This is a genomic window from Campylobacter concisus, from assembly GCF_902460715.1.
GTDB classification, from domain to species: domain Bacteria; phylum Campylobacterota; class Campylobacteria; order Campylobacterales; family Campylobacteraceae; genus Campylobacter_A; species Campylobacter_A concisus_AK.
Window position 1 is genome coordinate 142,059 of sequence record NZ_CABPUX010000003.1, and the last position, 23,178, is coordinate 165,236.

20 protein-coding genes and 2 pseudogenes are annotated in these 23,178 nt (G+C 38.5%); 7 read left to right on the forward strand and 15 right to left on the reverse strand.

What is annotated here, in order from left to right:
- From F3G91_RS09455 to F3G91_RS09500, 10 genes and pseudogenes are all read right to left on the reverse strand, one after another.
- Positions 1-235, reverse strand: a pseudogene (locus F3G91_RS09455) (hypothetical protein); the annotation flags it as partial.
- 5 nt (positions 236-240) lie between these two features.
- Complete coding sequence (locus F3G91_RS09460) at positions 241-804, reverse strand: MotE family protein (protein ID WP_103639078.1); 564 nt, start codon at positions 802-804, stop codon at positions 241-243.
- Positions 804-1,226 (reverse strand): flagellar export protein FliJ, encoded by a 423-nt coding sequence (locus F3G91_RS09465; protein ID WP_103639079.1) that lies wholly within the window; start codon positions 1,224-1,226, stop codon positions 804-806. Before F3G91_RS09465 ends, F3G91_RS09460 begins: the two co-directional genes overlap by 1 nt.
- Positions 1,223-2,473, reverse strand: a complete 1,251-nt coding sequence (locus tag F3G91_RS09470; protein WP_149701411.1) for an adenylosuccinate synthase — start codon at positions 2,471-2,473, stop codon at positions 1,223-1,225. Before F3G91_RS09470 ends, F3G91_RS09465 begins: the two co-directional genes overlap by 4 nt.
- 2 nt (positions 2,474-2,475) lie before the next feature.
- Positions 2,476-3,336: an ATP phosphoribosyltransferase regulatory subunit gene (locus F3G91_RS09475; protein WP_002941488.1), complete on the reverse strand. Its 861-nt coding sequence runs from the start codon at positions 3,334-3,336 to the stop codon at positions 2,476-2,478.
- On the reverse strand, positions 3,329-7,381 hold the full coding sequence (locus tag F3G91_RS09480) for a diguanylate cyclase domain-containing protein (protein WP_223227866.1): 4,053 nt from the start codon (positions 7,379-7,381) through the stop codon (positions 3,329-3,331). The genes F3G91_RS09475 and F3G91_RS09480 overlap by 8 nt, the downstream gene beginning before the upstream one ends.
- 120 nt (positions 7,382-7,501) lie before the next feature.
- Positions 7,502-8,120 (reverse strand): annotated as a pseudogene (locus F3G91_RS09485) (NAD(P)H-dependent oxidoreductase).
- A gap of 107 nt (positions 8,121-8,227) precedes the next feature.
- Positions 8,228-9,250: a selenide, water dikinase SelD gene (gene selD, locus F3G91_RS09490; RefSeq protein WP_188116830.1), complete on the reverse strand. Its 1,023-nt coding sequence runs from the start codon at positions 9,248-9,250 to the stop codon at positions 8,228-8,230.
- Entirely contained in the window at positions 9,247-9,849 is a 603-nt protein-coding gene (gene yedF / locus F3G91_RS09495) for a sulfurtransferase-like selenium metabolism protein YedF (protein WP_012140414.1), read from the reverse strand. Before yedF ends, selD begins: the two co-directional genes overlap by 4 nt.
- A 146-nt stretch (positions 9,850-9,995) precedes the next feature.
- Positions 9,996-10,943, reverse strand: coding sequence for a formate dehydrogenase subunit gamma (locus F3G91_RS09500; protein ID WP_149701413.1), 948 nt, complete (start codon positions 10,941-10,943; stop codon positions 9,996-9,998).
- Between the two features lie 234 nt (positions 10,944-11,177).
- Here F3G91_RS09500 and F3G91_RS09505 point away from each other — a divergent pair, with 234 nt between their 5' ends.
- Complete coding sequence (locus F3G91_RS09505) at positions 11,178-11,774, forward strand: DJ-1/PfpI family protein (protein ID WP_149701414.1); 597 nt, start codon at positions 11,178-11,180, stop codon at positions 11,772-11,774.
- 302 nt (positions 11,775-12,076) lie between these two features.
- Here F3G91_RS09505 and nspC read toward each other — a convergent pair whose 3' ends face one another.
- Positions 12,077-13,216 carry a carboxynorspermidine decarboxylase gene (gene nspC / locus F3G91_RS09510; RefSeq protein ID WP_149701415.1) on the reverse strand — a complete coding sequence of 380 codons (1,140 nt, stop codon included), beginning with the start codon at positions 13,214-13,216 and terminating at the stop codon, positions 12,077-12,079.
- Between the two features lie 84 nt (positions 13,217-13,300).
- Here nspC and F3G91_RS09515 point away from each other — a divergent pair, with 84 nt between their 5' ends.
- The 3 genes from F3G91_RS09515 to F3G91_RS09525 are packed head-to-tail and all read left to right on the forward strand — an operon-like array spanning position 13,301 to position 14,436.
- Positions 13,301-13,522 carry a MoaD/ThiS family protein gene (locus F3G91_RS09515; protein WP_149701416.1) on the forward strand — a complete coding sequence of 74 codons (222 nt, stop codon included), beginning with the start codon at positions 13,301-13,303 and terminating at the stop codon, positions 13,520-13,522.
- Between the two features lies 1 nt (position 13,523).
- Positions 13,524-13,958, forward strand: a complete 435-nt coding sequence (locus tag F3G91_RS09520) for a molybdopterin synthase catalytic subunit (protein ID WP_009295363.1) — start codon at positions 13,524-13,526, stop codon at positions 13,956-13,958.
- A gap of 10 nt (positions 13,959-13,968) precedes the next feature.
- Positions 13,969-14,436 (forward strand): molybdate transport repressor, encoded by a 468-nt coding sequence (locus tag F3G91_RS09525; RefSeq protein WP_149701417.1) that lies wholly within the window; start codon positions 13,969-13,971, stop codon positions 14,434-14,436.
- A gap of 7 nt (positions 14,437-14,443) precedes the next feature.
- Here F3G91_RS09525 and F3G91_RS09530 read toward each other — a convergent pair whose 3' ends face one another.
- Together F3G91_RS09530 and F3G91_RS09535 are read right to left on the reverse strand one after the other, a co-directional pair.
- Positions 14,444-15,082: a Crp/Fnr family transcriptional regulator gene (locus F3G91_RS09530; RefSeq protein ID WP_087582938.1), complete on the reverse strand. Its 639-nt coding sequence runs from the start codon at positions 15,080-15,082 to the stop codon at positions 14,444-14,446.
- Between the two features lie 149 nt (positions 15,083-15,231).
- Positions 15,232-15,645 carry an acyl-CoA thioesterase gene (locus F3G91_RS09535; protein WP_149701418.1) on the reverse strand — a complete coding sequence of 138 codons (414 nt, stop codon included), beginning with the start codon at positions 15,643-15,645 and terminating at the stop codon, positions 15,232-15,234.
- A gap of 90 nt (positions 15,646-15,735) precedes the next feature.
- Between F3G91_RS09535 and ciaB the strand changes: the two genes are divergently transcribed.
- Positions 15,736-17,580 carry an invasion protein CiaB gene (gene ciaB, locus F3G91_RS09540; RefSeq protein ID WP_149701419.1) on the forward strand — a complete coding sequence of 615 codons (1,845 nt, stop codon included), beginning with the start codon at positions 15,736-15,738 and terminating at the stop codon, positions 17,578-17,580.
- A gap of 139 nt (positions 17,581-17,719) precedes the next feature.
- A complete protein-coding gene (locus F3G91_RS09545) occupies positions 17,720-19,933 on the forward strand; it encodes a putative bifunctional diguanylate cyclase/phosphodiesterase (protein WP_223227867.1) in 2,214 nt (737 codons plus the stop codon).
- 18 nt (positions 19,934-19,951) lie between these two features.
- Here F3G91_RS09545 and F3G91_RS09550 read toward each other — a convergent pair whose 3' ends face one another.
- Complete coding sequence (locus tag F3G91_RS09550) at positions 19,952-20,491, reverse strand: hypothetical protein (protein WP_087582936.1); 540 nt, start codon at positions 20,489-20,491, stop codon at positions 19,952-19,954.
- Positions 20,492-20,555: 64 nt separating this feature from the next.
- Between F3G91_RS09550 and F3G91_RS09555 the strand changes: the two genes are divergently transcribed.
- Positions 20,556-22,925, forward strand: a complete 2,370-nt coding sequence (locus F3G91_RS09555; RefSeq protein WP_149701421.1) for an EAL domain-containing protein — start codon at positions 20,556-20,558, stop codon at positions 22,923-22,925.
- Here the strand turns inward: F3G91_RS09555 and F3G91_RS09560 are convergent.
- A complete protein-coding gene (locus tag F3G91_RS09560) occupies positions 22,922-23,110 on the reverse strand; it encodes a hypothetical protein (protein WP_002940779.1) in 189 nt (62 codons plus the stop codon). The two genes, F3G91_RS09555 and F3G91_RS09560, sit on opposite strands and share 4 nt — an antisense overlap.
- Between the last annotated feature and the right edge of the window lie 68 nt (positions 23,111-23,178).

The following is a 23,178-nucleotide window of genomic DNA, read 5'->3' on the forward strand; positions in this document are numbered from 1 at the left end:
TCGCTGGACCACTTATTCCTCTATGTGTAAAAAGCACATCGCCACTAAATTTATGGCTCTCGTTTTTGGTATTTATCACTACATCCGCGCTTAGACTAACACCGCTAAGCTCTTTAAACCAAAACTCATCTTTTTGCACGCTAAAGCCAACAAGGGCAGGGGTAAAAATAAGAGATGAGTTAGCAAATAGGTTAAATTTATCAGTTAAATTTAGTTTTTTAGATTGGCAGTAAATTAAATTTACTGCATATTTATGCTTCCAGCTGGAGCTGGCATATCGCCTTTTTCATCTACAAATGGAGGCCCTTTTTGAAGTAGCGCAGTCACTTCAGAGGCAACTTTTGGATCCATTTTAGCCATGATGGTTGAGATCTTTTTTGCATCAAGGGCGTAAAGGATAGTGGCTGCGTTTGATCTAGGCATTTGCGAGAGCACCTCGGCTGCTGCGCCATCTTTCATTTTGGCGTAGGATTCATTGACTTTATCAGTCGTCATCGTGCGAAGCTCTTTTAAAATTTTCTCATTTTTAGCGACAACTTCGTCTATCTCTTTGCGTTTTTGCTCGATCACTTTCATCGTCGCATTCAGATCAGCCTCTTTTTTGGCAAGCTTTTTGTTGTTCTCTTCATAAGCTGCAGCCGAGCTTGCTCGAAAGACCTCTAGGGCTTGGCGCTGCTCGTCGATGACCTCAAGCTCCTTTGAAATTTCCTCTTTTCTAGCTTCAAAGATCTGAGTGCAATCAACCGGCACTTCAAAGCAAAATGCAAAATTTACGACCATAAAAAAGAGTAAAGCAGCTCTCATCACGCCTCGCTTTTGGCTGCAAATTTCATAACCGCAAACTCATCAAGAGCAAGCGTTTCAGCCTTTTGTATGCGTTTTATCTCTTTTTTAAATTCTTCTTTTTCTAGATATTTCATCTTTTCATACTCTAAATTTGCATTTTTATATTTGTGCTCGTAGTGCAAGACCTCTTTTTTTGCTATCTCTAAGCTCTCTTTGCAGGCGCTTAGCTCGGCTCTTGCTATATTTATGAGCTCTAAATTTTCTCTTAGCTCGCCTATGTTGCCACTTTTTGGCAGGCTAAACTCGTTAAGCTTGGCCCTTAAGAGTGCTATTTTTTCTTCGGCATTTCTTACATTTAGCCTAGCAACGACGAGCTTAGCCTCTACCTTATCCATCTCCTGCTTTTTGACGCGGACGACGGAGGTAAATTTACTTTTCATCTAATGATCGTATCGCTTCTCTCAGGGCTTGTTGAGATATAGCCAACCTTCACGCCAGTTAGCTCCTCGATACGCTCGATATATGCTCTTGCGTTTGCTGGTAGGTCTTCATATCTGCTGATGCCCTTTACGCTATCCCAGCCTGCAAGCTCTTCATAGATAGGCGTTGCATTTTCAAGATCTGTTGGCACGTAGTCTATCGTCTCGCCGTTATATTGATATGCTTTGCAAATTTTTACCACTTCAAAGCCATCAAGCACGTCAAGCTTCATAAGCGCATAGGTATCGACGCCATCAAGCCTTGAAGCGTATTTTACGCTTACTGCGTCAAACCAACCACAACGTCTGCGGCGGCCTGTTGTTGTGCCAAATTCTTTACCGATCTCACACATCTTATCGCCGCTCGTGCCTTTGTCTTCAGTTGGGAAAGGTCCGTGTCCTACGCGAGTTGTATATGCTTTGATGACACCTATTACCTTGCCTATCTCTTTTGGATTTAGTCCAAGGCCTGTGCAAGCGCCAGCGCTTATGGTATTTGAGCTAGTTACATAAGGATATGTGCCGTGATCGATGTCTAAAAGTGTGCCCTGAGCGCCTTCAAGTAGGACTTTTTTATCTTCGTCAAGCGCTTTCCAAACTAAATTTGTAGTGTTTGCGATAAATGGAGCAAGAACTTCTTTATATCTTTTTAGCTCTTCAAGTAGCTCATTTTCTTCAGGTATCTTTACGCCAAGAGCGTCAAATACGCATTTGTTTGTTTCAAAATCATGCATCAAAGCATCGCATAAGCGCTCTGGCTCAAGTAGCTCGCCAACTCTGTGGCCGCTTCTGCTTATCTTGTCTGCGTATGTTGGTCCGATGCCTTTGCCAGTCGTTCCGATCGCTTTTTCACCTTTTAAGCGCTCTTTTGCTTGATCGACTTGGCTGTGGTAGCTTAAATTTAAGTGCGCTTTGTCGCTTATATAAAGTCTGCCCTCTAAGTTGTCAAACTGCGCCATCTCAGTGATGAGTACCTCTGGAGAGACAACGACGCCGTTGCCGATGATATTTATGATATTTTTGTGCAAAATACCGCTTGGGACAAGGTGAAGTGCGTATCTTACGCCATCGACCCAGATCGTATGACCAGCGTTGTGGCCACCTTGAGAGCGACAAATCATGTCATAGTTTAGTCCTAGCATATCAACTATCTTGCCTTTGCCCTCATCACCCCATTGAACACCAACTACTAAATCAGCCTTTCTCATTCTTACTTCCTTAAATTAATTTTTTCTTCTATCAATGCATCAGTATAAACAGCGAACCCGCTGCTTGAAATATCGTCTATTTCATAGTTTCCGCCACTTGCTAAGATGGCGTTGTCTTTTAAAAATCTAAAAAATAAACTATCATAATATCTCATTTTTGAGTAATATAGCGGAACTATTCTTAAATTTTTATATTCTAGTGATTTGGCTACGCTTTGTAAATTTTTCAGCGCCTCTTTTAGCTTATCAGGGACTAAATTTATTATCTCATCAAGCTCGCTAGCGTCTTTTAAAAGGGCTAGTTTGCTAAGCCAAGGCACGTTTTGGGCTAAAATTTTTTCTAGCCATGAGTTTTCAAAAATTTCTATCTCTAAGTTTAAAATTTCGCAAATTATCCTTGGGATTTGCATGTTGCTAAGCTGCAAACAAGCGCCGATCTCAAGCTCGCTAAAGAGCTTTGCTACTATATTTATGCTCTTTAAAATGTCGTTTTCGCCGATAAGCTCAGCGCCTATTTGATAAATTTCTTGGCTTGGGTAGCGAAAGACTGGCTGTATATAAAACCACCTCTTTGGCTCGTTCGCTTTAAGTCTTCTAAGCACGATTCTAACGGTATCAACCGTGCTATCAGCTCTTAGGCTTATCTCGTGGTTTAGACTATCGCTAAAGCGCAGAAGATTTGTCGCATCTACGCTTAGATGTTGATGATACGAAAAAAACGGCGTTACGATCTCGCTAAAACCTTCATCTTCTAAAATTTCACTCGCTTTTTGCTCGATTTTTCTCTTTAACTTCGCACTTTTTGCAAAGTAAAGTTTGCTTCCGTTTGGGATCTCGTGCTCATAAACATTTACATCACTCAACTCTTATCTCCTTACTAAAACCTAAATTTATATCGCACTCTTTGATGATGGACACGGCTAGATTATAGAGTTCGCCGCTGTCACTACTGCTTGCTAGTTTGCTTAAATTTATAGAAATTTCTTGATTAAATTTACCTATATTTTTTATCTCATCTTCTATTTTTTGTTTTAGGCTTTGTGCTAGTTTGTCGTCTTGATTTAAATTTGCTATCACTTCATTTGCAAGCTCTTTTAGCACGACTAAGCCTTTGAAAAGCTCGAAATTTTCGCTATTTTTATAGTCTTTTATGTGTAGATATGGTCTTTCAAATTTAAATGAAGCAGCATCTTTTGCCAAAAGCGCCAATGAGAAAATGTTACCTTGAAATTTATCAAAGCCAAGACCAAGTAAAAACTCAAGCGTTCTTTTGTCATCGATATTTTTTATAGTCGCATTTAGTCCAAATTTATCAGCCACAAACCTTATCATATTTATGCTCTCAAGCGCCTCTTTTGAGTTAAAGATATGCTTGCAAAATTTATTGTCTATATTAAAGCGGTTTGTCTTTAGCATACCAAGAGCTTCGATCGAGCTTGAGTATGAGGCAAAGTCGTCAAGCGAGAAGTGTATGCCAAGCTCTTTATACTTTCTAACATAAATTTCTAAAACTTCTAAATTTGTAGCTGTTGCAGCGTCGATAACATCGATGATAAGCCCAGTTGGATCAAGGCTTTTATCCTCGTCAAATATCGCTTTAAATTTATGCCAAAACTCCTCCGTAAAGAGCTTTTTAACGCTTAAATTTACGCGAACCTTTGCGCTTATACCATTTTCTAGCCACATTTTTCTTGCTAAAAGCGCCTCTTTTATCGTAAATAAAGCGATATTGCTCGATGCGCTACTTGTTTTTATAAGTGGTAAAAAGTCGCTTGGGTAGATGATCTCGCCATCTTTTCTCCATCTAATAAGCGCTTCAAAACTTAAAGTCTCGCCCGTGCTAAAGCTGATCTCAGGTTGAAATTCTAAAAACATCTCACCAGCGTCAAGCGCTTTTAAAATTTTTGAGCCATCTTCGTATTGGCTCTTAAAATAGACATCTTTTTTCGCATCAAATGTATAGCTTCTGTTTTTGCCACTTATCTTGGCTTGATACATCGCCCAGTCGGCTCTTTGTAGCACATCATCAGCCCCAAGCTCACTATCAGCCAAGGCTATGCCTACGCTAGCGCTTGCTTTTAGTTTTAGCTCGTCTATCTTTACTTCATCTGAAGCTAGCCTTAGCATATTTTGCGCTATCTCATAGACTTCGCCTAAATTTTCGTAGTTTATGACGCCCACAAACTCATCTCCGCCTATCCTTGCAAAGATATTTTTGCCATTAAACATAGCACCTATCTTTTCAGAGATAGCTACTAGAAATTTATCGCCTATTTGGTGGCCGAAGTTGTCATTTATGCTCTTAAAATCATCCATATCAAGGTAGATGACGGCTATTTTTTGTTCATTTTTTTGTATGAGAGAATTTAGCTTGTTGTAGAGTAAAAATCTATTTGGTAGCTTTGTGAGCGGATCGTGATATGCGATAAATTCTAGATATTTCTCATTTTGCGCTTCGTTATTTGCAAGCATTGCTAGCATGATATAGCCAGTTTTTTTCTCGTTCGCATCGATAAGCGGTAAAATTTCTATGACTTCAAGCTTGCTTTTGTTTTTATTATTTTCGCTCCAAACCTTGCCACTCCACGAGCCACCTTGGTTTATAGTCTCTATGATCTGGTGTTTTATATCGCTTAAGCCTTGCTTTATAAAGGTGATATCTTTTAGATATACGCTATCTTTTGCGCCCGCACTTTCAAAAAATGCGTCATTTGCGTCAATAACCCTCATCTCTTCATCAAGCAAGACGACCTCTTCTTTGCTAAATGAGAAAATTTTTGCAAGCAGGTCTTGGCAGACAAAGAAGCTATCTTCTAGGCTAAGGTCTCTTAACGTGCCTTTTATCAAGCTTACTTCGCCAAATTCGTCGTATTCAAGCGCTTTTGCCCTTAGTCTAAAGTGTAAAATTTCTTTATCTATACTGTAAAGCTTGATATCTTTGATGTATGTTTGAGCATCTCTTAAGCTCTCAAAAAAGCTATAAAAACTATCAAACTCATCGACAAAGACCGACTTTGCTTGCTCGAAATTTAGAGTGCTTTGCGTGCCAAGAATTTTACTTAGCTCGTCTGAGATGTTGAGCATGTCGCTTCTTTTATCCCAAGTAAAGACATTTGCCTCACTCGCCCAAAGCAGAGCCTTGCTCTCTTTGCTTTGCTTTTCAAATCTCTCTTGAAGCTTTAGCATATCGCTAAGATCGGTAAATGAGTAGATGACCTTTTGCCCTTCTGCATCGATAAATTTAGCCTTTATCTTAAATGGAATTTTCTTTCCGTAAGCGTTTGTCATATTTGCTATGAAATTTAGCTCTTCATTTTTAAAGCTTGCTTGCAAAAAGGCTTTTTTACTTGCTAGCACGGCAGATTTAAAGCTATCAAAATCCTCGCTTGCGATGATATCTTCTAAATTTATGAGACCTTGGCTTTGGACGTTAAAAATTCTCTCGACATTGTTTGTGCTTTGGATGATCAAAAATGGCTCTTGTGCCGAAGCTATTGCGATGACATTTGGTGATAAAAAGACGTAGCTTTTGATGATATCGTCATTTCTTTGCGTCATCTTTTCTTGAGTGATATCTTTTATGAGTATGAAATTTAGCCTTGTGTTCTCTAGCTCAAAGCTACTTTGGGTCGCTAAAACGTCGATTATCTCGCCATTTTTACGCCTTAGCTTAGCCTCATACGATAGATCATTATTGATAGCATTTTCTCTATTTTCTGCTAAATTTTTAGACTCTTCTTCAAGTAGCTCTTTGATATTTAGATCTGCTACGTCATCTTTTTTGTAGCCTAGATTTTCTAAAAGAGCGTTGCTAATGTCCGTGATGACGCCAGTATAAGCGTCAAAGACCACGATCTTTAAAAAGCTCTTTTCAAAGACATAGCCAAATCTACTCTCGTAGCTTTGTGCCGTCTCGTAAGCTTTATCTCTATCTTCGTAGAGTTTTTTGATGCTGTTGTTTAGCGAGGTAAATTCTTTTATGTCAAATTCTTCATCAGCTGGCTTACTTTTATCTGCTGCAAAAAGAGCGATTCTAATAAATGGAGAGAGAATTTTATCTTTTATATATGAGTTATCACGTAGCCAAAGTATGCTAAATGCGACAAAACACAAGAACGAAAGTACGACTAGAACCAGCTGGATAAAGATCTGTGCCTGCCTGCTAGAGCCTGTTATGACAAATAGCTTTTGCTCCTCTAGGTAGCTGATCTTGTAAAAATTCATATCCTTTAGTATAAAAATGATCTTGTCAGCTTTAAACTCGCCACCTTGCGAGATGTATTTGTTAAAGTCTTCTTTTATAAATTTTCTATAAAACTCATCTCTTGAGAGGTTGCCATCTTTATCGACCAAAAAGACGTATGCGGCAAGGTTTTTATTGTAGCCTGTATCGACCTTGTTTTTTAAAAGATTTGGATTTAGCTGAACGAGAATTTTATTGCCATTTTTTAGCCCGTAAGCTATGTAGATATCTTTAAAGCGTCTATTTTTATAAAATCTATCAGAGAGCCTAAACTCGCCTGCTTTGATATCTGAAAACCACGAGATATCGTAGTCGTGTAGCTCAAAAGCGCCCTCAAATTTACGCTCATAAAGCAAGGAGTTGTCTTTTGCTATCACGTAAAAAGCGGTGTAGAATTTACTTACAACAGTATCTTCATAAAATGGCTCTACGCCGTTTGCTATGAGTCTTGCCTTTGTGGTGATATTGTCTTTTACCTCTACAAATGTACTCACGATATTGTTTCTAGTGATTAAATTTAGCGTTGAAATTTCATATTTTATATCGTTTATGCCAGCAAATATGACAAAAAGTGCAAGAAAGATGAAGGCAAAAATAAGTAGTGCTATCTTTACATAGAACCTCTTAAAAATCTGCAAAACTGGTTTAGCGCTATTTTTTTGCATTAAATTTAAGCCTCGCTTTTTAAAACTAGCCATGATTTTAACGCAAATTTACTTTTTTTAGCTTATAAAATGCCTTTTTGTTTAAATTTAAAGAGATCACAGGGCGTTTTGCCCCGTGACTTAGTAGATCCAAGTAACTACTTCGGCTCTTTGTCTGCGTAGTTTTTCAGGTTGTGGATTTAGACGGTAGCCAAATGGCACTACGATAGCCACTCTTTTTTCGCTCTCATCAAGCCCTAAAATTTCATTTAAAGCGTGTCTGTCAAAGCCTTCGATCGGGCAGCTATCTATGCCAAGGCTTGCGGCTGCGTTCATCATATTTGTCGCAGCTATCATGCACTGCTCATGTGACCACTGAAATGTTAGCTCATCGTCATTTTTGAAATTTGATAGCAAAAAGTCGTGATAAAATTTCTGCCTTGCAGCGATAGCTTCAGGGTCTTTATCAGCCCTTCTAGCGATCATTTTATTGATATAGCTACTACCAACTTTTACCTCTTTGATCTTTGCTAAGATGACAACCAAATGCGAGCAAGAGGTGATTTGCACTTGGTTCCAAGAAACGGCTTTGATCTTCTCTCTAAGCTCTTTGTTTTGCACGACCAAAAAGTCCCACTGCTCAAGCCCAGTCGAGCTTGGGCTTAGCCTGCCAGCCTCTAGGATAAAGTCAAACTATCTTTTTGCTCTCGTCAAAAATTTTGCAAGCGTGACGAAATTTTAAAATTTCAAGATAGTTCATCATATCTCCTTTGTTAAATTTCTTGACATTATAAAGCGACTAGGTAAATTAAAAGAAATTTAGCCAGACTTTAGCTGGCCATAAAATAGGCTAAATTTAGCCTAGAGTTAGTTTAAAAATATATCAAACTCGCCTTTTTGTATCGCCTCTGCGATGATGGCTGAGCGCTCATAGCTAGCCTCTTTTAGGCGTGATAGAGCTAAGCTCGCGTCGTTCTCGCTAACAGCTAGCAAAAGTCCGCCAGAAGTTTGCGCGTCATATAGCAAGATATCAGCTTCTTTGCTCACAAAATGCTTTGCAAATTCGCGGTTTTTGTAGCTTCCCTCTGGGATGATACCCATATCGGCAAATTCTCTCGCACTTGCGATCACTGGCACATCTTTTTCAAAGACATTAAAGCTGATCTTGTCGTTTAACATCTCGCTCAAATGCCCTAAAAAGCCAAATCCAGTCACATCGGTTGCCGCATAAACTTTGATGCCACTTAGCGCTTTTAGAGCGTAGAAATTTAGCTGAGCCATGATGCCTGCGGCCTCATTTATCTGCTCCATGCTTAGTAGATCAGCCTTGATCGCTGTGCTTAAGATGCCGCTGCCAAGAGGCTTTGTAAGGATCAAAACGTTACCAACTTCTGCTGTATTGTTTGCCCAGAAATTTTGTGGGCTCACCTTGCCAGTCGCGCTTAGCCCATAATACATCTGCTGCGTCTCTATCGTGTGTCCGCCAACGATGACGCCGCCGCACTCTCTTACTTTATCGGCTCCACCTTGCAAAATTTCGCCTAAAATTTCAGGTGCAAGGTTGCAGCTATCAAAGCCCACGATATTTAGGGCGTTTATCACCTCACCACCCATTGCAAAGACGTCACTTAGGCTATTTGCAGCAGCGATCTGACCATAGATAAATGGGTCATTGACTACTGGCGTGATAAAGTCAAGCGTCTGAACGAGCGCAAGATCGTCTGAGAGCTTAAAAACGCTCGCGTCCTCGTTTGAGCCGATGCTTGAGAGCAGGTTTGGATGAGATAAATTTAAACTACTAATCGTTTTGTGAAGACCCGACGGGTCAAGCTTAGCAGCTCAACCAGCGGCTTTAACGAACTGCGTAAGCTTTTTGTCGTGATAGATCATAGTTTGATTTGCTCGTGAGTTGAGAGTATGTCGATGATCTCATAAGCGTTTGAAATTTCGCCAACTGCAAGATCGCTTACTAGTTTATAAGCCTCCAAGCAGCTTCCGCAGCTTAAAATTTGAACGCCAGCAGCTTCAAGATCTTTAAGCGGCTTAAAGCTTGGATGTGAGCGGTTTGTCGTCATCTTAACGGCGTTATTTACGCAGATGATTATCTTTGGTTTTTTCTCTACTTGAAGAAGTGCGCCTAGGAATTTTGATAGCAAATTTATGCCAACTTCACCGCTACCTGCGCGCTCTTCGTTTAGATAGAGCACTTTTTCATTTTTTGGTGTTATGTCGCAGACAAATTCATCAAAATTTGTAAGCTCAAGTGCGCTTTTGCCCTTGATGGCTAGAATTTTAGTCTCATTGCCGTTGCTTTCTAGGCTAAATTCTATATTTTGATTTTTCAAAAATCTTGAGATATTTTCTTTGGGAGCTAGAGCATTTACGATGATCTCTAGGCTCTCTCCCTCGTTTAAACCCTCAAGTGCGTTTTTAGTCATGATGACTGGTTTTGGGCACTCTAAATTTCTGCAATCAATTGTTCTTGTCATTGTTTTTCCTTTGTGATTAGTATTTCAAACCTTGAAACTGATTTTGGATTATAGCTAAAAAATATTAATTTTTTAAAAGGATTTGTGCTGTGAAATTTGCTATAAAAGAGAGTTTGACCCTGCGTAAGTCGCAAGGTCAAGGTTGATTATTTTAAATTTGTGTAAGATTTTTCGTAGTCAGATACTGGGATCTTGTTTTCTTTAACAAGCTCTTGATACCAGTAGTGGTGAAGTACATAAACCTCTTCTTCTTCTTTGTATCCAGTGACCATTGACCAGATAGCGCCATGTATAGCGATCGCAGCCATATAAATATGAACTAAGAAAAATACCGCACAGACGATGCCAAGGCAGTTGTGGATAACTACGCTATATCTTAAAAGATCGATTTGAGAGATACCAAACCAACTAGCAACTGCAGGCTCTTTAATATCCATGAAATACATGATCGCACCAGTGATGATCATCACGATACCACCAGGGATAGCGATCCAGTACCATGCCTTTTGACCAGCGTTAAATTTACCAGCAGGGACTGGTTTTTTCTTCTTTGATAGATAACCACCAACTATCATCATCCATCTGATGTCATAAACAGCTGGAAGCATTCTGATAGTCCAAGCAAATAACATAGGAAGCACAGAAATAGCAAATATAATAGTCGCTATATCGTGCAAGTATCTACAGAAACGCACAAATGTGCCACCACCAAGCTCTGTACCCCACATGATGATGATGCCAGTTGGCACTAAGATGATCCAAGAGATCGCAGCTAAGCCGTGAGCTATACGTTCGATCAGTGAAAACGCAAATACTTTTTTGCCATCGTGACTAAAGTGTTTTGGTCCGATGATCAAGAAGTGTAGCACGAACGCGCCGATAACAGCTAAAATGATAGAAAGTGCAGCTATCGCGAAGTAGTCGTTGCCTTGTATAAAAGTAAATATCGGGCCCCAGCCATGCTCATAAGGCTTGATATTTTCTATCCTCTGTGCTGCCCAAATGGTGCTGTCAAATTGATTGACACCAGTTGGTCCTTCAATGGCCATTGCCGCAACGGACAATGTAAAAAGTAGAGTAAGAATTCTCGTCATTTTATTCCTTTATTTGCTAAAGCTTAAATGATTTAAGCTTTGGTTAAATATGCTAAAATCACACAGCTATGCCGTTTTGCGGCTATTATATCAGAGCTAATCACAAGCAAACCTTAGCAAAAAAGATTACTAAAAATTTTATAAAAAACATTTAAGTTTTGTTAATTTTTAGCGTTTTTGATCTGAAAATTTAGCTAAAATAAAGCCAAATTTTAGCCGAAAAAGGACCACACTATGCATCTTTTTTGCCTTATATTTGATGAGTACGAGACGCTTGATCTCATGGGGCCAGTGGAGTTTTTAGCAAGGGCGCCTAAAATGAAGATAAGCTACGTCTCGTTTGATGGCGGGATGAAAAGAAGCAAGCAAGGCTTTTTTATAAAGACCAAAAAGCTTAGTAAGATGCCAAAAGAGAGCGTTTTGCTACTCCCTGGAGGTCAGGGCACGAGGACGCTTGTGAATGATAGTGAGTTTATTTTGAGACTTAAAGAGTGCGTTTTAGCATCTCAAATTTGCCTAAGTGTATGCACGGGTTCTGCTCTCATCGCTCGCACCGGAGAGCTTGACGGCTTAAGGGCTACTTCAAATAAAAGGTCGCTTGAGTGGGTAAAAAGTTGCGGCGAAGCTGTAAAATGGCAAGAGCGCGCCAGGTGGGTGAGAGCAGGTAAATTTTACACAGCTTCAGGCGTGGCTGCTGGCATGGATATGGCGCTTGGCTTTATCAGTGATCATTTTGGCAAGGAGCTAGCCCAAAAGATCGCAAACGAGACCGAATACAACTGGCAAAAAAGCTCAAAGATAGATAAATTTGCCAAAATTTATGGGTATTAAATTTAAAATATCTTGTGACTTTTTGATAAAGTTAGAAATTTGCTAAATTTTAAAAAATATAACAAGCTAAGATAGCTTTAGCAAAAAGTGTCAAGATAAATTTTGTAGAGAATAAATTTAAATCATTTTGGAGCCTAGCTATAAATTTGCCAAATTTAATAAGTTTAAATTTTGAAAACGAAAATAGCTTCAAGATAAATTTTTAAATTTAAGCAGTTTAAGCTGTTTTTCGAAATTTGCAAGCCAGATAAATTTGACCTAAATTTAAAAAGCCAAATTTACCTTTAAAAATAGATTTTAGCCTAGTTTCTGCGCCTATACTCTTCGTATCCAAATTCACGGATCATCTTTATCTTGCCATTTTCTTTTAAAAGCAGCAGATCAGGCAGTTTTATGCCGTTAAACGTCGTGTTTTTAACGATGGTGTAGTGAATTTGATCTTCAAATATGACTCGGTCGCCAATTTTAAGCTCGCTATCAAATTTATACTCCGCATCACCCGCTTCAAGCCCCACTATATCGCCAGCTAGGCAGGTATTGCCGCCAAATCTATAAGCAAATTTGCCGTTTTTACTCTCGCCTCTAACGGCTGGGCGGTAAGGCATGAGCACAGTATCTGGCATGTGCGCCTCGGCTGAGGTGTCAAGTATGGCGATATCTTTTTCGTTATGTACGATGTCAAGCACACTGCTTATCAGAAAGCCAGTCTGCCAGCCCACAGCCTCGCCAGGCTCCAGATAGACCTCCACGCCGTATTTTTCGCGAAAGCGCCTAATTATCTTTATAAGCAGCTCCACGTCGTAATTAGCCCTTGTGATGTGGTGGCCGCCGCCCATATTTATCCACTTCATCTTTGGTATAAACTCGCCAAATTTCTCCTCAAATGCCTCTAGCACAACCTGCAAGCTGCTCGCACTCTCCTCACAAAGCGCGTGAAAATGAAGCCCAGTGATGCCTTCAAGAAGCTCTGGCTTAAAATTTGCCCTCGTGATGCCAAGCCTGCTAAATTTACCGCATGGGTTGTAGCTATCGGTTGGCGCTAGTGAGACCTCTGGATTGACCCGCAGGCCGCAGATAACGCCATTTTGCAGGGCAATGCCTTTAAATTTTTGCCACTGCGCAAAAGAGTTAAACGTGATGTGCTTTGAAATTTTTAAAATTTCATCAAAGTCCTCATCTTTAAAGGCTGGGCTATACGTGTGGATCTCGCCTTTTACGTATTCGCTCGCAAATTTAGCCTCATGAAGCCCACTGCAAGTCGCTCCGTCAAGATACGAGCCTACCATATCCATCACTCCGCTAAATGCAAAACCTTTAAGGGCTACTAAAATTTTAGCTCCGCTTTGCTCTTTTACATACTTTAAAAGCTCTAAATTTTTACGTACTTTTGCCTCTTCGCAGACGTAGGCTGGGGTTTTTATGCTTTTTAAAATTTCATTCATCTTCTATCTCTTTTGCAAATTTTCAAATAAGTATATCTAAATTTATTTTTAAGTAAAATCAGCAAAAATTTCAAAGGATAAAATGTGGTAGAGATCGAATTTCTTGGGCCTATAGGGTTTGAGAGTATAAAAGTAGAAGCAAAAAATTTAGGCGAGGTAAAAGCGGCTTTAAGTGAGAAAGAAGAGCTTAAAAAGTGGCTAAATATCTGCGCTGTGGCTGTAAATGACGAGATCGTAAGCGATATAAATTTCGCTCTTAAATCAGGCGATAAAATTTCTATCTTACCGCCAGTTTGTGGAGGCTAAGATGCAAATTTATAATGGTAGCTTGGACGTTCAAAGCATCACCAATGAGTGGTATGATAAATTTAAAGATAAAAATTGCGGCGCGCTCATCACCTTTGTGGGCATAGTAAGAGAAGAGGGCGGTATTTCGGCGCTTAGCTTTGATATCTATGAGCCGATCCTTAAAAAATGGCTAGATGCTTGGCAGGAGCGAGCCAAAAAAGAAAATGCCTACGTGCTCTTTGCTCACTCAAAAGGCGATGTGCCAGTGCATACGAGCTCTTATGTAGCAGGTGTTGTTAGCCCTCAAAGAAAGGTCGCACTAAGGCTAATAAACGAGTTTGTCGAGGACTTTAAGGCAAATGCACCGATCTGGAAATATGACGTAATAAATGGCGAGAGAATTTACGCCAAAGAGCGCAGCCAAGCGATAAATGGCGCCGGACTTTTGGCATAAGAGGGCAAAAATGATAACCAAAGAGAGTAAAAAAGATGTTTTTTGGGCGCTAGCCTTTGGGATTGGGCTCTTTGTCTTTAGCGTCGCTAGCTACTTTTATCTTGATCTTGGCACGCCATCTCTTTTTGGTGTCATCGTTGGCGCCATTTCAACCTTTTTTTGTGTGAGAAAGATCTTGCAAAACAACTTTTTTGAGATAGATGATGATGGATTTGTCATAAAAAAAGGCTCAAAACATATCAAATTTTTCTTCAAAGATATCGATGAGATCGCTATTAAGAGCTTTGGTGATAAGAAAAAAGTCGATGCGCTAAGTGTTAAATTTAGAAAAAATCGCCTCGATAGAGATGCGTGTTTTGGCCTAGTGCAAGCGCTTGGTGATGATATAATCGTCATTTTTGACAGATATGAGCTTTCACAATTTACACTTTCAAAAGAGCTTCGAGATAGGCTCGCTAAATTTAAAGATAGGGTGTAAAAGCTATTTAATTTGTATAACTTTCAAGTTTTTCGTGGTCGATGATGAGAAATTCGTGCGGTGTGATCTTTCTGATGATGTCGTCTTTGATAAGCTCATTAAAGGCTGTTGAGGCGCTTTGGCGCTTGAGACCAACAAAGCTTGAGAGCACTTTTAGAGAAAATGGCAAAAATACATATCGGTAGCCGTTTTGTTTTAGATCTTGCTCATTTGCAAGCTCGATCAAGAAATTTGCGATCCTGCCCTTTGCGTCCTCAAAAAGTATCGACTTTGTGATCTGGCGCTGCACGATTATGGTGTTTAGAGTGGTTGTTAGGATCTCGCTTGCAGCTTTTTGATTGTGCAAAATTTCACCTATCTCATCTAGCCTAATGACGTAAATTTGGGCATCTTCAAGCACTTCAAAGGCGCAGTTGTCATCAAGTATGGCGATGTTATTTTTTTCTAAATGATAAAGGATAAATTCCTCGCCATCTTCAAAAAATGAGAGCTTTGCTGAGCCACTTTTTAAAATGATGATCTCGATATCTTCGGTGTAGATCGTGCTTGTCTTTGGCAGCTCTTTAAACTCAAATTTCTCCAGCTCATCTTGTGTCAAGATATCTAAAATATGCGTTTGTAAAAGCCCTAAGCGTGATTTTTTCATCTTTCTCCCAAAAAAGTGTAAGGGCTGATTTTACTTTATAAAGCATTTAAATAAGTTGAAATTTCTCTTTTTTGGTGTTACTTTTTTTCAAATTCTTTTAAAAATAGTGATAAATTTAAGGGTTTGGCTGCATAAATCGCAACCAAATTTTAAAAGCCGTGGAGCTTTTTTAGCTTCTCATCTATTGGTTTTTTAAGTCCATCTTTTGTCACACTGACATAGGTCGCGATGGCACTTGTGACGTGTATAGTCTCTCTAAAACCACCGTCATTTAACCTAAGCGCAGTCACTTCTATCTGTGTTGTTATCGATGTTTTGCCAACTGCGATGATCTTTGCATAGCAGCTTAGTACGTCGCCAACAAAGACTGGTTGTTTAAATATGATCTCTTTCATCGAAATAGTCACAACTCGCTCAGGTGAAATTTCTCTAGCAGCCTGAGCACCTGCAAGGTCTATCTGACTCATTATCCAGCCACCAAAAATATTTCCAGCTGAGTTTGTATCTTTTGGTAGCATCACTTGCTTGATGCGTGGCTCGCCAAAGTCCTTTAAAATGTCCATTTTTTGCCTTTTAGATTTTAAATTTTTGGTAAATTGTAGCAAATTTTAATGGCTTTATGCTAAAATCCTGCAACTTTAAGGGATGAAAAGATGAATGATTTTAAAAGACTAAACGAACTTACAAAAGAGCAAAAATCCAAGCTAAACGCGATTTATAAAAATTTAGATGACAAGATCATAGCTGATGCTGTGAAAATTTGCGGCCTTACTGGCACACCAAGCCAAAAGCTAGCCCTTGCAAGAAGGATAGTTGATCTTAAAGTTGATCCACTTCAAAATGAGCTAAAAAAGCTAAATTTAGGCGAAGACGAGCAAAAACGCGTGCTAAATTTGATCTACGGTTACGTTAGAAATTTATATGAAAATCTGCACGCCCAGCTTATAAAAAAGGCACGTGATGAGCAAATTTTAGACCCATTTTATCAAGCCTTTGTTGAGGCTATGCACGAGCTTGGACTTAGTCTAAATGCATGGCAAATTTCATGGCAAGAAAAGATAATAGATACTACAAATAAAGAGTTTGAAGCTAAATTTAAAGATTTAGGCAAGGCAAATGAGTTTATCACTAAAAACGCCTTATTTCAGTGTGATAGTAACGGCGTAAGAGCTGATAGAACTTATGGCGCAGTTTGCAAAGAGGGCGAGAAATTTAGCTTTTTGCCTTATGCGCTTGCCTTTAAAGATGAGGTTAGAGAGCTTAAAAAAGTATTTGCAAAAAACCTTGAAATTTTAAGAAATTTAGCCCAAAATGACGAGCAAAAATCTTATGTAAAATACCTTGAAAAGTTGCAAATTGCCTTTTTCGAAGAAGATAATGCAAAGGTGATAAACGCTTGGCAAGAGGCTGAGATAGCGTGGATGGATGTAAAAGGCGCGCTTCAGCCAGGCCATCCGCTGGAGTACTACGAGGATGCCTACACGCACGCAGTCGCACTTGAATGGGACATCAGGCTGGTCGATAGCGAGGGCATTGATGAGCTTAAATTTAAAGAAAAAGTGACAAAAACTTACAAAAGCGTTTGTGAAAAGATCAAATTTGATAATGTCGCGACAAACAAGGCAGTTAGCGAAAATATCGCTAGAACGCAGCTTTATATAAGCGTGCCGATGATCTATTACGCAGCCGAGCTAAACGGACTTTTTAGCGCTCAAGTCGTGCCAAATGATGAGAGTGTGAGCGCAAAATGTGGCAAGAAAATTTTTGCCTTTGTAAATCACGTCTATGAGGGTGCAAAGGCAAAGCCTTTTATGAAGCTTGGGGCTGAAATTTTTAGCAAGGAATTTTTGGATTTTGGTAGGGAAATTTTATTTTTAAAGCCAAAAATTTGGAAAAAAGTATATGAAATTTCAACGATCGGCCATGAGTTTGGCCACATCCTCTTTATCGGGCTTGATACTGAGATGAGCATGAATAAAAGCGGCGTCTTTAAATTTATAGAAGAGTATAAGGCGACGACTGGCGGGCTAGTAAATTTCTTCTTGCATGAAGAGGCGGAGTATAAAATGGCCGTCTTTCACGAGCTAATAGCTCGTGCGGTTGGGCTTATAGCGTGGCGAAAGGTCGATGAGGTGAGGGCTTATTACTGTGAGGGGCTCATACATCTTAGCTTGCTTTTTAGGGCTGGAGTGCTTAAATTTGACGGCAAACTAAGCGTGGATATGAGCGAGCAAGCTTACGATAAATTTAAAGAAATTTGCTTGCAAAACTACTTCGATCTAGCGCAAACATACGCTAAAAAAGCTGATGCGAGCGTGTTTTTGGAGAAATTTTGCCAAAAAGATGAGCTAAGCTATCTGCCAAAAGATGAAGAGTGCAAGAAATTTGTTGAGCATTTTTACGCTAGGTACGAGGCTATCGGCAACGATGTTGATGATAGCGGCGAGTGGCAAAGGTGGCAAAAGCTAGCCCAGGAAGCGGAGAAGAGCCGTGCTTGATAGGATAACAAATTTTCATAACGGCTCTTTTTTATTTATATTTGCCCTGATTATTGCTTATTTTTCTGCTATTTATCTGGGGGATCAGTTTTATCTGACGGCTTTATCAGTCGGTACCGATGTAGTGATCGCCATATTTTTGTTCTTTTTATTAAAAAGTAGTAGAAATTTAAACTCATACTGGACCTATATATTTTTAGCTATCGCGAGCTGGGCGCTGGCTGATATCCTTTTATTGCTTTATGATAGATCGCTTCTTATGCACGGAAATATCTCTCGTACGGAGCTTATGCAAATTTTATATTTGATCCCATTTTTTATGTTTCTTGTATCTGCCATTGCTTTTTTTGCAAAAATTTTAAAAAGAGTGATATGGCAGCAAGTCGTGGTAGATGCACTTGCTTTGATGCTTATAACGGTTAGTTTTTTTTGGTTTGTAGTTTTTGATAAAAGTTTAGTAGTAGCGCTTAATCAAGAATTTGTGACTAGCCTTTCATATATCATAATGGATATTTTTATCTTTTGTTTTGTCTTTGTTGTCGCGTTTTCACTAAATTTCGTATCAAAAAAACCAGCTTTTAGCTATAAAAGAGTTAGCCTACTTTTATATCTGTTAGCCTTGCTTATCATTTGCATTTGCGATGCATACTATTCATCAAAGGCCTTTTTGGCGTACGGTGGTACAAATGTTCATTATGAGTTTTTCTTTAAAGTTGCATTTTTTATTATATTTGTAGCTTGCTTGCACCTAAAGGAAAACGAGGCAAATATCAAGATAAGAAGCTACAGAAAAGACTATATAAGGGTGCTTATATATAAATTTATCACCTTGCTTATCGTATCTTTACTCTTTTTGGGAGCTGCTAATACAGATAAAATTTACTCTGTCTGGATAGTCTTTCTGCTTATGGTTTTGCTAGCCTATGCAGCGCTAATTTATAGTATCTCAAGTACAGTTGCTATGAGGGATCTAGCTAGATCTGAAAGGCATATCATCGCTCAACTTGACGAAGAGATCCAAGATAGCCTAAGAGAGCTTGAAGAGAAAAACGAACGCTTAAGGCAGCTTAGCGAATTTGACTCACTCACTGGGCTTTTAAATAGACAGTCATTTTTAAGCAAACTATCAGAGATGATAAAGACCAAAGCGCTTGGCGAAAAGATAGATATTTATTGTATCGACATCAACCACTTTAAGGCAATAAACGACTCATACGGCCACTACGTGGGCGATGAGGTGCTTTTAAAATTTTCTAAAAATATAAAAGCGATCTTGCCAGAGGGCGCTATCGTCTCAAGGTTTGGCGGCGATGACTTTATGATAGTTTTAAAGCAAAAAAATGAGGGGCATTATAGAGAATTTTTATACTATCTGCTAAACATCATAGCCGAGCAAATCTCAGTTGGCGACTATAAGATAGCTCTTGGAGCAAAGGTTGGCGTTAGCTCAACGCAAACAAGCGAAATTTTAGCTGATGATCTCATCATGCAAGCTGGAGCGGCACTTGATGCAGCAAAAAGAGATGTTAATACAAAATATGTCTTTTACGATGATATAAAAGAGATCATTCAGGAGAAAAACTACATAGAAATTTTGCTAAATTCTATGAATTTTGATGAGGAATTTAGCCTAAATTTCCAGCCGCAGTATCTGCTAAATGGTAAAAAGATAATAGGTGCTGAGGCATTAATTAGATGGAACTCTCCGGTAAAAGGCTTTGTAAGTCCGGCTAAATTTATCCCAGTAGCCGAGCAAAGCTCAATTATAAATACAATAGGAATATGGGTGGCAAAAGAGGCCATAAGGCAGATGAGCTACTGGAATAAAAAGTATGGCATCAGCCTAAAAGTTGGCATCAATATCTCGCCAAAACAGGTTGATAATGTAAATTTTGCATCGGACATCTTTGGCTATGTTGAAGAATTTGGCATGGATCCAAAGTGCGTTGATATCGAGCTTACAGAGGCAAGTCTCGTCAATGCCGAAGAGATCATGCAAACAGTCTTAAAGAAATTTTCAGATAATGGCATGAGCATCTCTATCGATGACTTTGGCACCGGCTTTTCATCGATGAACTACATCAAAAAGTATCCGCTAGATAGGCTAAAGATCGCAAAAGAGCTAGTTGATAACATCGCTATAAATGAGATCGATAGAGACGTTGTAAAAAGCGTTATAACTCTAGCTAAAAATATCGAGCTAAAGACGATCGCTGAGGGTGTTGAGGACGAAACTCAGCTTGAAATTTTAAGAGAGCTAGGCTGCGATGAGATACAAGGTTATTTCTGGGGTAAGCCGATGAACGCTAAAGACTTTGAAGAGCTTATAAGAAGCACGCTTGATCATATCTAAGCTTGTAAATTTACAAGCTTAGCCAATAACGCTTTTGTAGTCTAAATTTTCAAAAAGCAGTAGCTCTTTTTTGCTCTCTTTTATAAGTGTTTTTACTAGCTCTGAGGTTTCTTTATTTTTTGGCAAGACAAGATGAATTTTTTCATTTATAAAGATGACAAAGATATTTTTAAGCTCGTAAATTTCACTTACATCTTTTATGTCAAAAATTTCATTTTCTTTTGGCTCATTTTCATAAAATGCCAAATTTTTCTCATTTACTTCAAAGATCATCTCTTTTTTGAAGTCTGAAATTTCTAAGCTTTTTAGCGCCACTCTTCGTCTATTTTTTAAAAAAATTGGATAAAAAATGATCCAAAAGATAGCAAAAATGACGCCGATAATAGTAAAAATTTTGGTTTTTAAGAGCATATCAGCGACAAATCCAGCTATAATGGCCTCAGTAAAAATCATAAAAACATTTATAAAATACTGTTTTCTAGCCTTTTTTGAAAAAAATAGATTAAACGCTTGGTAGTCTATTAAATTTTCTCCAGATAAGACGATATTATATTTCATAATTAACCTTAAAGAAAAATTTGCAAAATTATAACTAAAAATAAGGTTTGAAATAGAATAAACAATGGAGAGAAACATTTTTTTTACGTCAAATTCGTCACTTATCGTAAGACAAAAACAAATTTTCTATGCCGTTATAGCTCTTTTTATATTTTCTCAGTTTGCCGGCATTTTAAACTATAAAATTTTTGAAAATTTGTTGATATTTTTGGGCTTTGGTCTTGTAGTTCTTGGTATCTACATCTCTATGAACAGATCAAAGCTTAAAGCTATGCACTGGCTTGCTGCATGCTTTGGGGTCTTTCTTTGGACGATTATTGATGCCATTAGAAGCGTCAATGAAGACTTTCTTTTAAGAAGCAAAGAGCAAATTTCTTATCTTCATTTTTTCGATCTGCTCCCTATGTTTTTACTATTGGCCGCTGTTGGTATATTTTTTGTGGTCAAATTTATAGCTAGCGATAAAAAGATCCTAGTTCTAGCCGATAGCTTTAACGTTCTTTTGCTAGTTTTCACGCTTGCTTATTGCATTGTTGGTGATATGGGCGATTTTAATATATTGATCCATCCTAAAAGCCCTAGCGAGCTTGCTGCTAGCATTGCTATTTTTGTAAATTTGTCTATTCTATTCATCGCTCTTAGTGAAATTTTTAATAGCAACCATCTTTACATTAGACATAGCGGCTTTTTCTTGATAATCGCAAGTGCTATTTTTACGCTATTAAATTTATATGTTTTTTATAATGAGCTTATAAACAAGGGGCATGACTTTACTCTGCACTCTATCTACCTTGTGCCATTTTTCCTCTTGATGCTTGGAGCTTTTTATTTAAGGGGTGATAACAAGCGTATAAGTGCAGCAGATGTTGGCATAAAAACAACATCTAAGCTCGTGCCTATCATCTCAGCTGCACTAATACTTATAAAAGCCAACCTCTCATCTTATGTTGATCTACTTATAATTTTTGTTATTGTAGCTGGAGCAGTCATTAGCTATTTTATGAAGGTGCTTGATCAAAGCGAAGAGATATATAACGCAGAGCAAAATTTACATGATGCTAAAAACAAAGAGAAACACCTAAAGACAAACGAACTTGAGATGATAAATTTAAGCTTAGAGGGCGTATCTGAAAAAGACTATCTAACCTCTCTTGGCAACAGAGACTCTTTGCTAAATGAGCTAAAAGGTATGTGTAGTATTTTGGGCGAGAAGCAAGAGATCGCAGTTTATTATATAAATATAAGTCGCTTTAAAAATATAAATACATCTTATGGACATGAGGTTGGCGATAAAATTTTAAAAGCGATAGCAAAGCGCATACGTGAAGCGTGCAACAGACAAGAGGTTACCGCAAGGATCGGCGCTGATGAGTTCATCGTGCTTTCAAAAATGGAAGAAAATAGCCACACTAAACGCATGAAGCTTGGTATGGAGCTAAGAGATACGATAGAAAAACCTTTGCAAATAGATAAGTATCACTTTGCGATCAAGAGTGTCGTTGGTATCCACGTTGTCACAAGAGATAACATCAGTGATCCTAGAAATATCATCAAAAAAGCCGATATGGCGATGTACTACGCTAAGCAAAATCCAGCCAAAAACCCGATGGTTTATAATAATGAGATAGATAGCGAAATACAACAAAGCTCAAACATAGAGATAGCTCTTAAAAAAGCAAATTTACAAGAGGATTTTGAGGTATATTTTCAGCCGATTTATGACATTAAAAATTTAAAGATCATCTGCGTAGAAGCGCTACTTAGATGGCAGTCAAAAGAATTTGGACAAAAAGAGGCTGGCGAGTTTATGGATATAGCTAGCTTAAATAGCGATATCTTAAACGACATCTGCACGCTTGCTGTCTCAAAAACAGTAGAGCAAGCCGTAAGGTGGCAAAACAAAAAGCTAAAAGTGCCAAAAATAAGCATAAACGTAGCGCAAATTCAAAGCACATCTGAAAAATTTGTAAATGAATTTATGCTAACTTTAAACTCACACCACCTAAATCCAAAGCAGTTTGAGCTTGAATTTAGCGAGGATATCTGGAAAAACGACCAAGAGACGCTTGATAAAATTTTCTCACTTTTAGAGAAAAATAGCATAGATGTTTGTATAGATGACTTTGGCTCTGGATATACGTCATTTGTCTATATCAGAAAGTATAAGATCGACCGTATAAAGATAGCAAATGACTTTGTCGCTCAGTCTGTGATAAATAAAAAAGATATGCAAGTAGTCGCTGCTATCATAAATATAGCAAAATCAATGAAGCTAAAAGTGACAGCAAAAGGCGTGGAAAGCCACGAGATAAAAGAGCTTTTAAAAGAGCTTAATTGTAATGAAATGCAAGGATATTTCTTATCTCGTCCGATGAGTGCGGAGGAGTTTGAGAATTCTTTAAGGCAGAATTCTCACATGGTGGCTGATATTTAAATTTCAGCCTTTATCTCTTCGTTTGATTTTACGACCATGCCTGAGCCATGTATCACGCTTGGGATACAGCTTGTGCAGATATCGACTTCTTCGCCGTTTTTGTGAGCGTGGATGAAAACTGCATTTTTATCATCGCTGCTTTTTAGTCCGCAAACGTTGCAAACTACTAGATCTTTCTCTCTCATCTTTTCTCCTTTGAAATTTTGGGTGATTTTACATCTTGTAAGCTTGCATTAAGATGATTTGGGTCAAG

Bases quoted from the DNA above. Each gene is read 5' to 3' on its own strand.
- yedF (WP_012140414.1), bottom strand. From the start codon at position 9,849: ATGACAAGAACAATTGATTGCAGAAATTTAGAGTGCCCAAAACCAGTC.
- F3G91_RS09460 (WP_103639078.1), bottom strand. From the start codon at position 804: ATGAGAGCTGCTTTACTCTTTTTTATGGTCGTAAATTTTGCATTTTGC.
- F3G91_RS09525 (WP_149701417.1), top strand. From the start codon at position 13,969: ATGATAACCAAAGAGAGTAAAAAAGATGTTTTTTGGGCGCTAGCCTTT.
- F3G91_RS09550 (WP_087582936.1), bottom strand. From the start codon at position 20,491: ATGAAATATAATATCGTCTTATCTGGAGAAAATTTAATAGACTACCAA.
- F3G91_RS09535 (WP_149701418.1), bottom strand. From the start codon at position 15,645: ATGGACATTTTAAAGGACTTTGGCGAGCCACGCATCAAGCAAGTGATG.
- F3G91_RS09520 (WP_009295363.1), top strand. From the start codon at position 13,524: ATGCAAATTTATAATGGTAGCTTGGACGTTCAAAGCATCACCAATGAG.
- F3G91_RS09555 (WP_149701421.1), top strand. From the start codon at position 20,556: ATGGAGAGAAACATTTTTTTTACGTCAAATTCGTCACTTATCGTAAGA.
- F3G91_RS09505 (WP_149701414.1), top strand. From the start codon at position 11,178: ATGCATCTTTTTTGCCTTATATTTGATGAGTACGAGACGCTTGATCTC.
- nspC (WP_149701415.1), bottom strand. From the start codon at position 13,216: ATGAATGAAATTTTAAAAAGCATAAAAACCCCAGCCTACGTCTGCGAA.
- F3G91_RS09500 (WP_149701413.1), bottom strand. From the start codon at position 10,943: ATGACGAGAATTCTTACTCTACTTTTTACATTGTCCGTTGCGGCAATG.
- F3G91_RS09560 (WP_002940779.1), bottom strand. From the start codon at position 23,110: ATGAGAGAGAAAGATCTAGTAGTTTGCAACGTTTGCGGACTAAAAAGC.
- F3G91_RS09465 (WP_103639079.1), bottom strand. From the start codon at position 1,226: ATGAAAAGTAAATTTACCTCCGTCGTCCGCGTCAAAAAGCAGGAGATG.
- F3G91_RS09470 (WP_149701411.1), bottom strand. From the start codon at position 2,473: ATGAGAAAGGCTGATTTAGTAGTTGGTGTTCAATGGGGTGATGAGGGC.
- ciaB (WP_149701419.1), top strand. From the start codon at position 15,736: ATGAATGATTTTAAAAGACTAAACGAACTTACAAAAGAGCAAAAATCC.
- F3G91_RS09480 (WP_223227866.1), bottom strand. From the start codon at position 7,381: ATGCAAAAAAATAGCGCTAAACCAGTTTTGCAGATTTTTAAGAGGTTC.
- F3G91_RS09530 (WP_087582938.1), bottom strand. From the start codon at position 15,082: ATGAAAAAATCACGCTTAGGGCTTTTACAAACGCATATTTTAGATATC.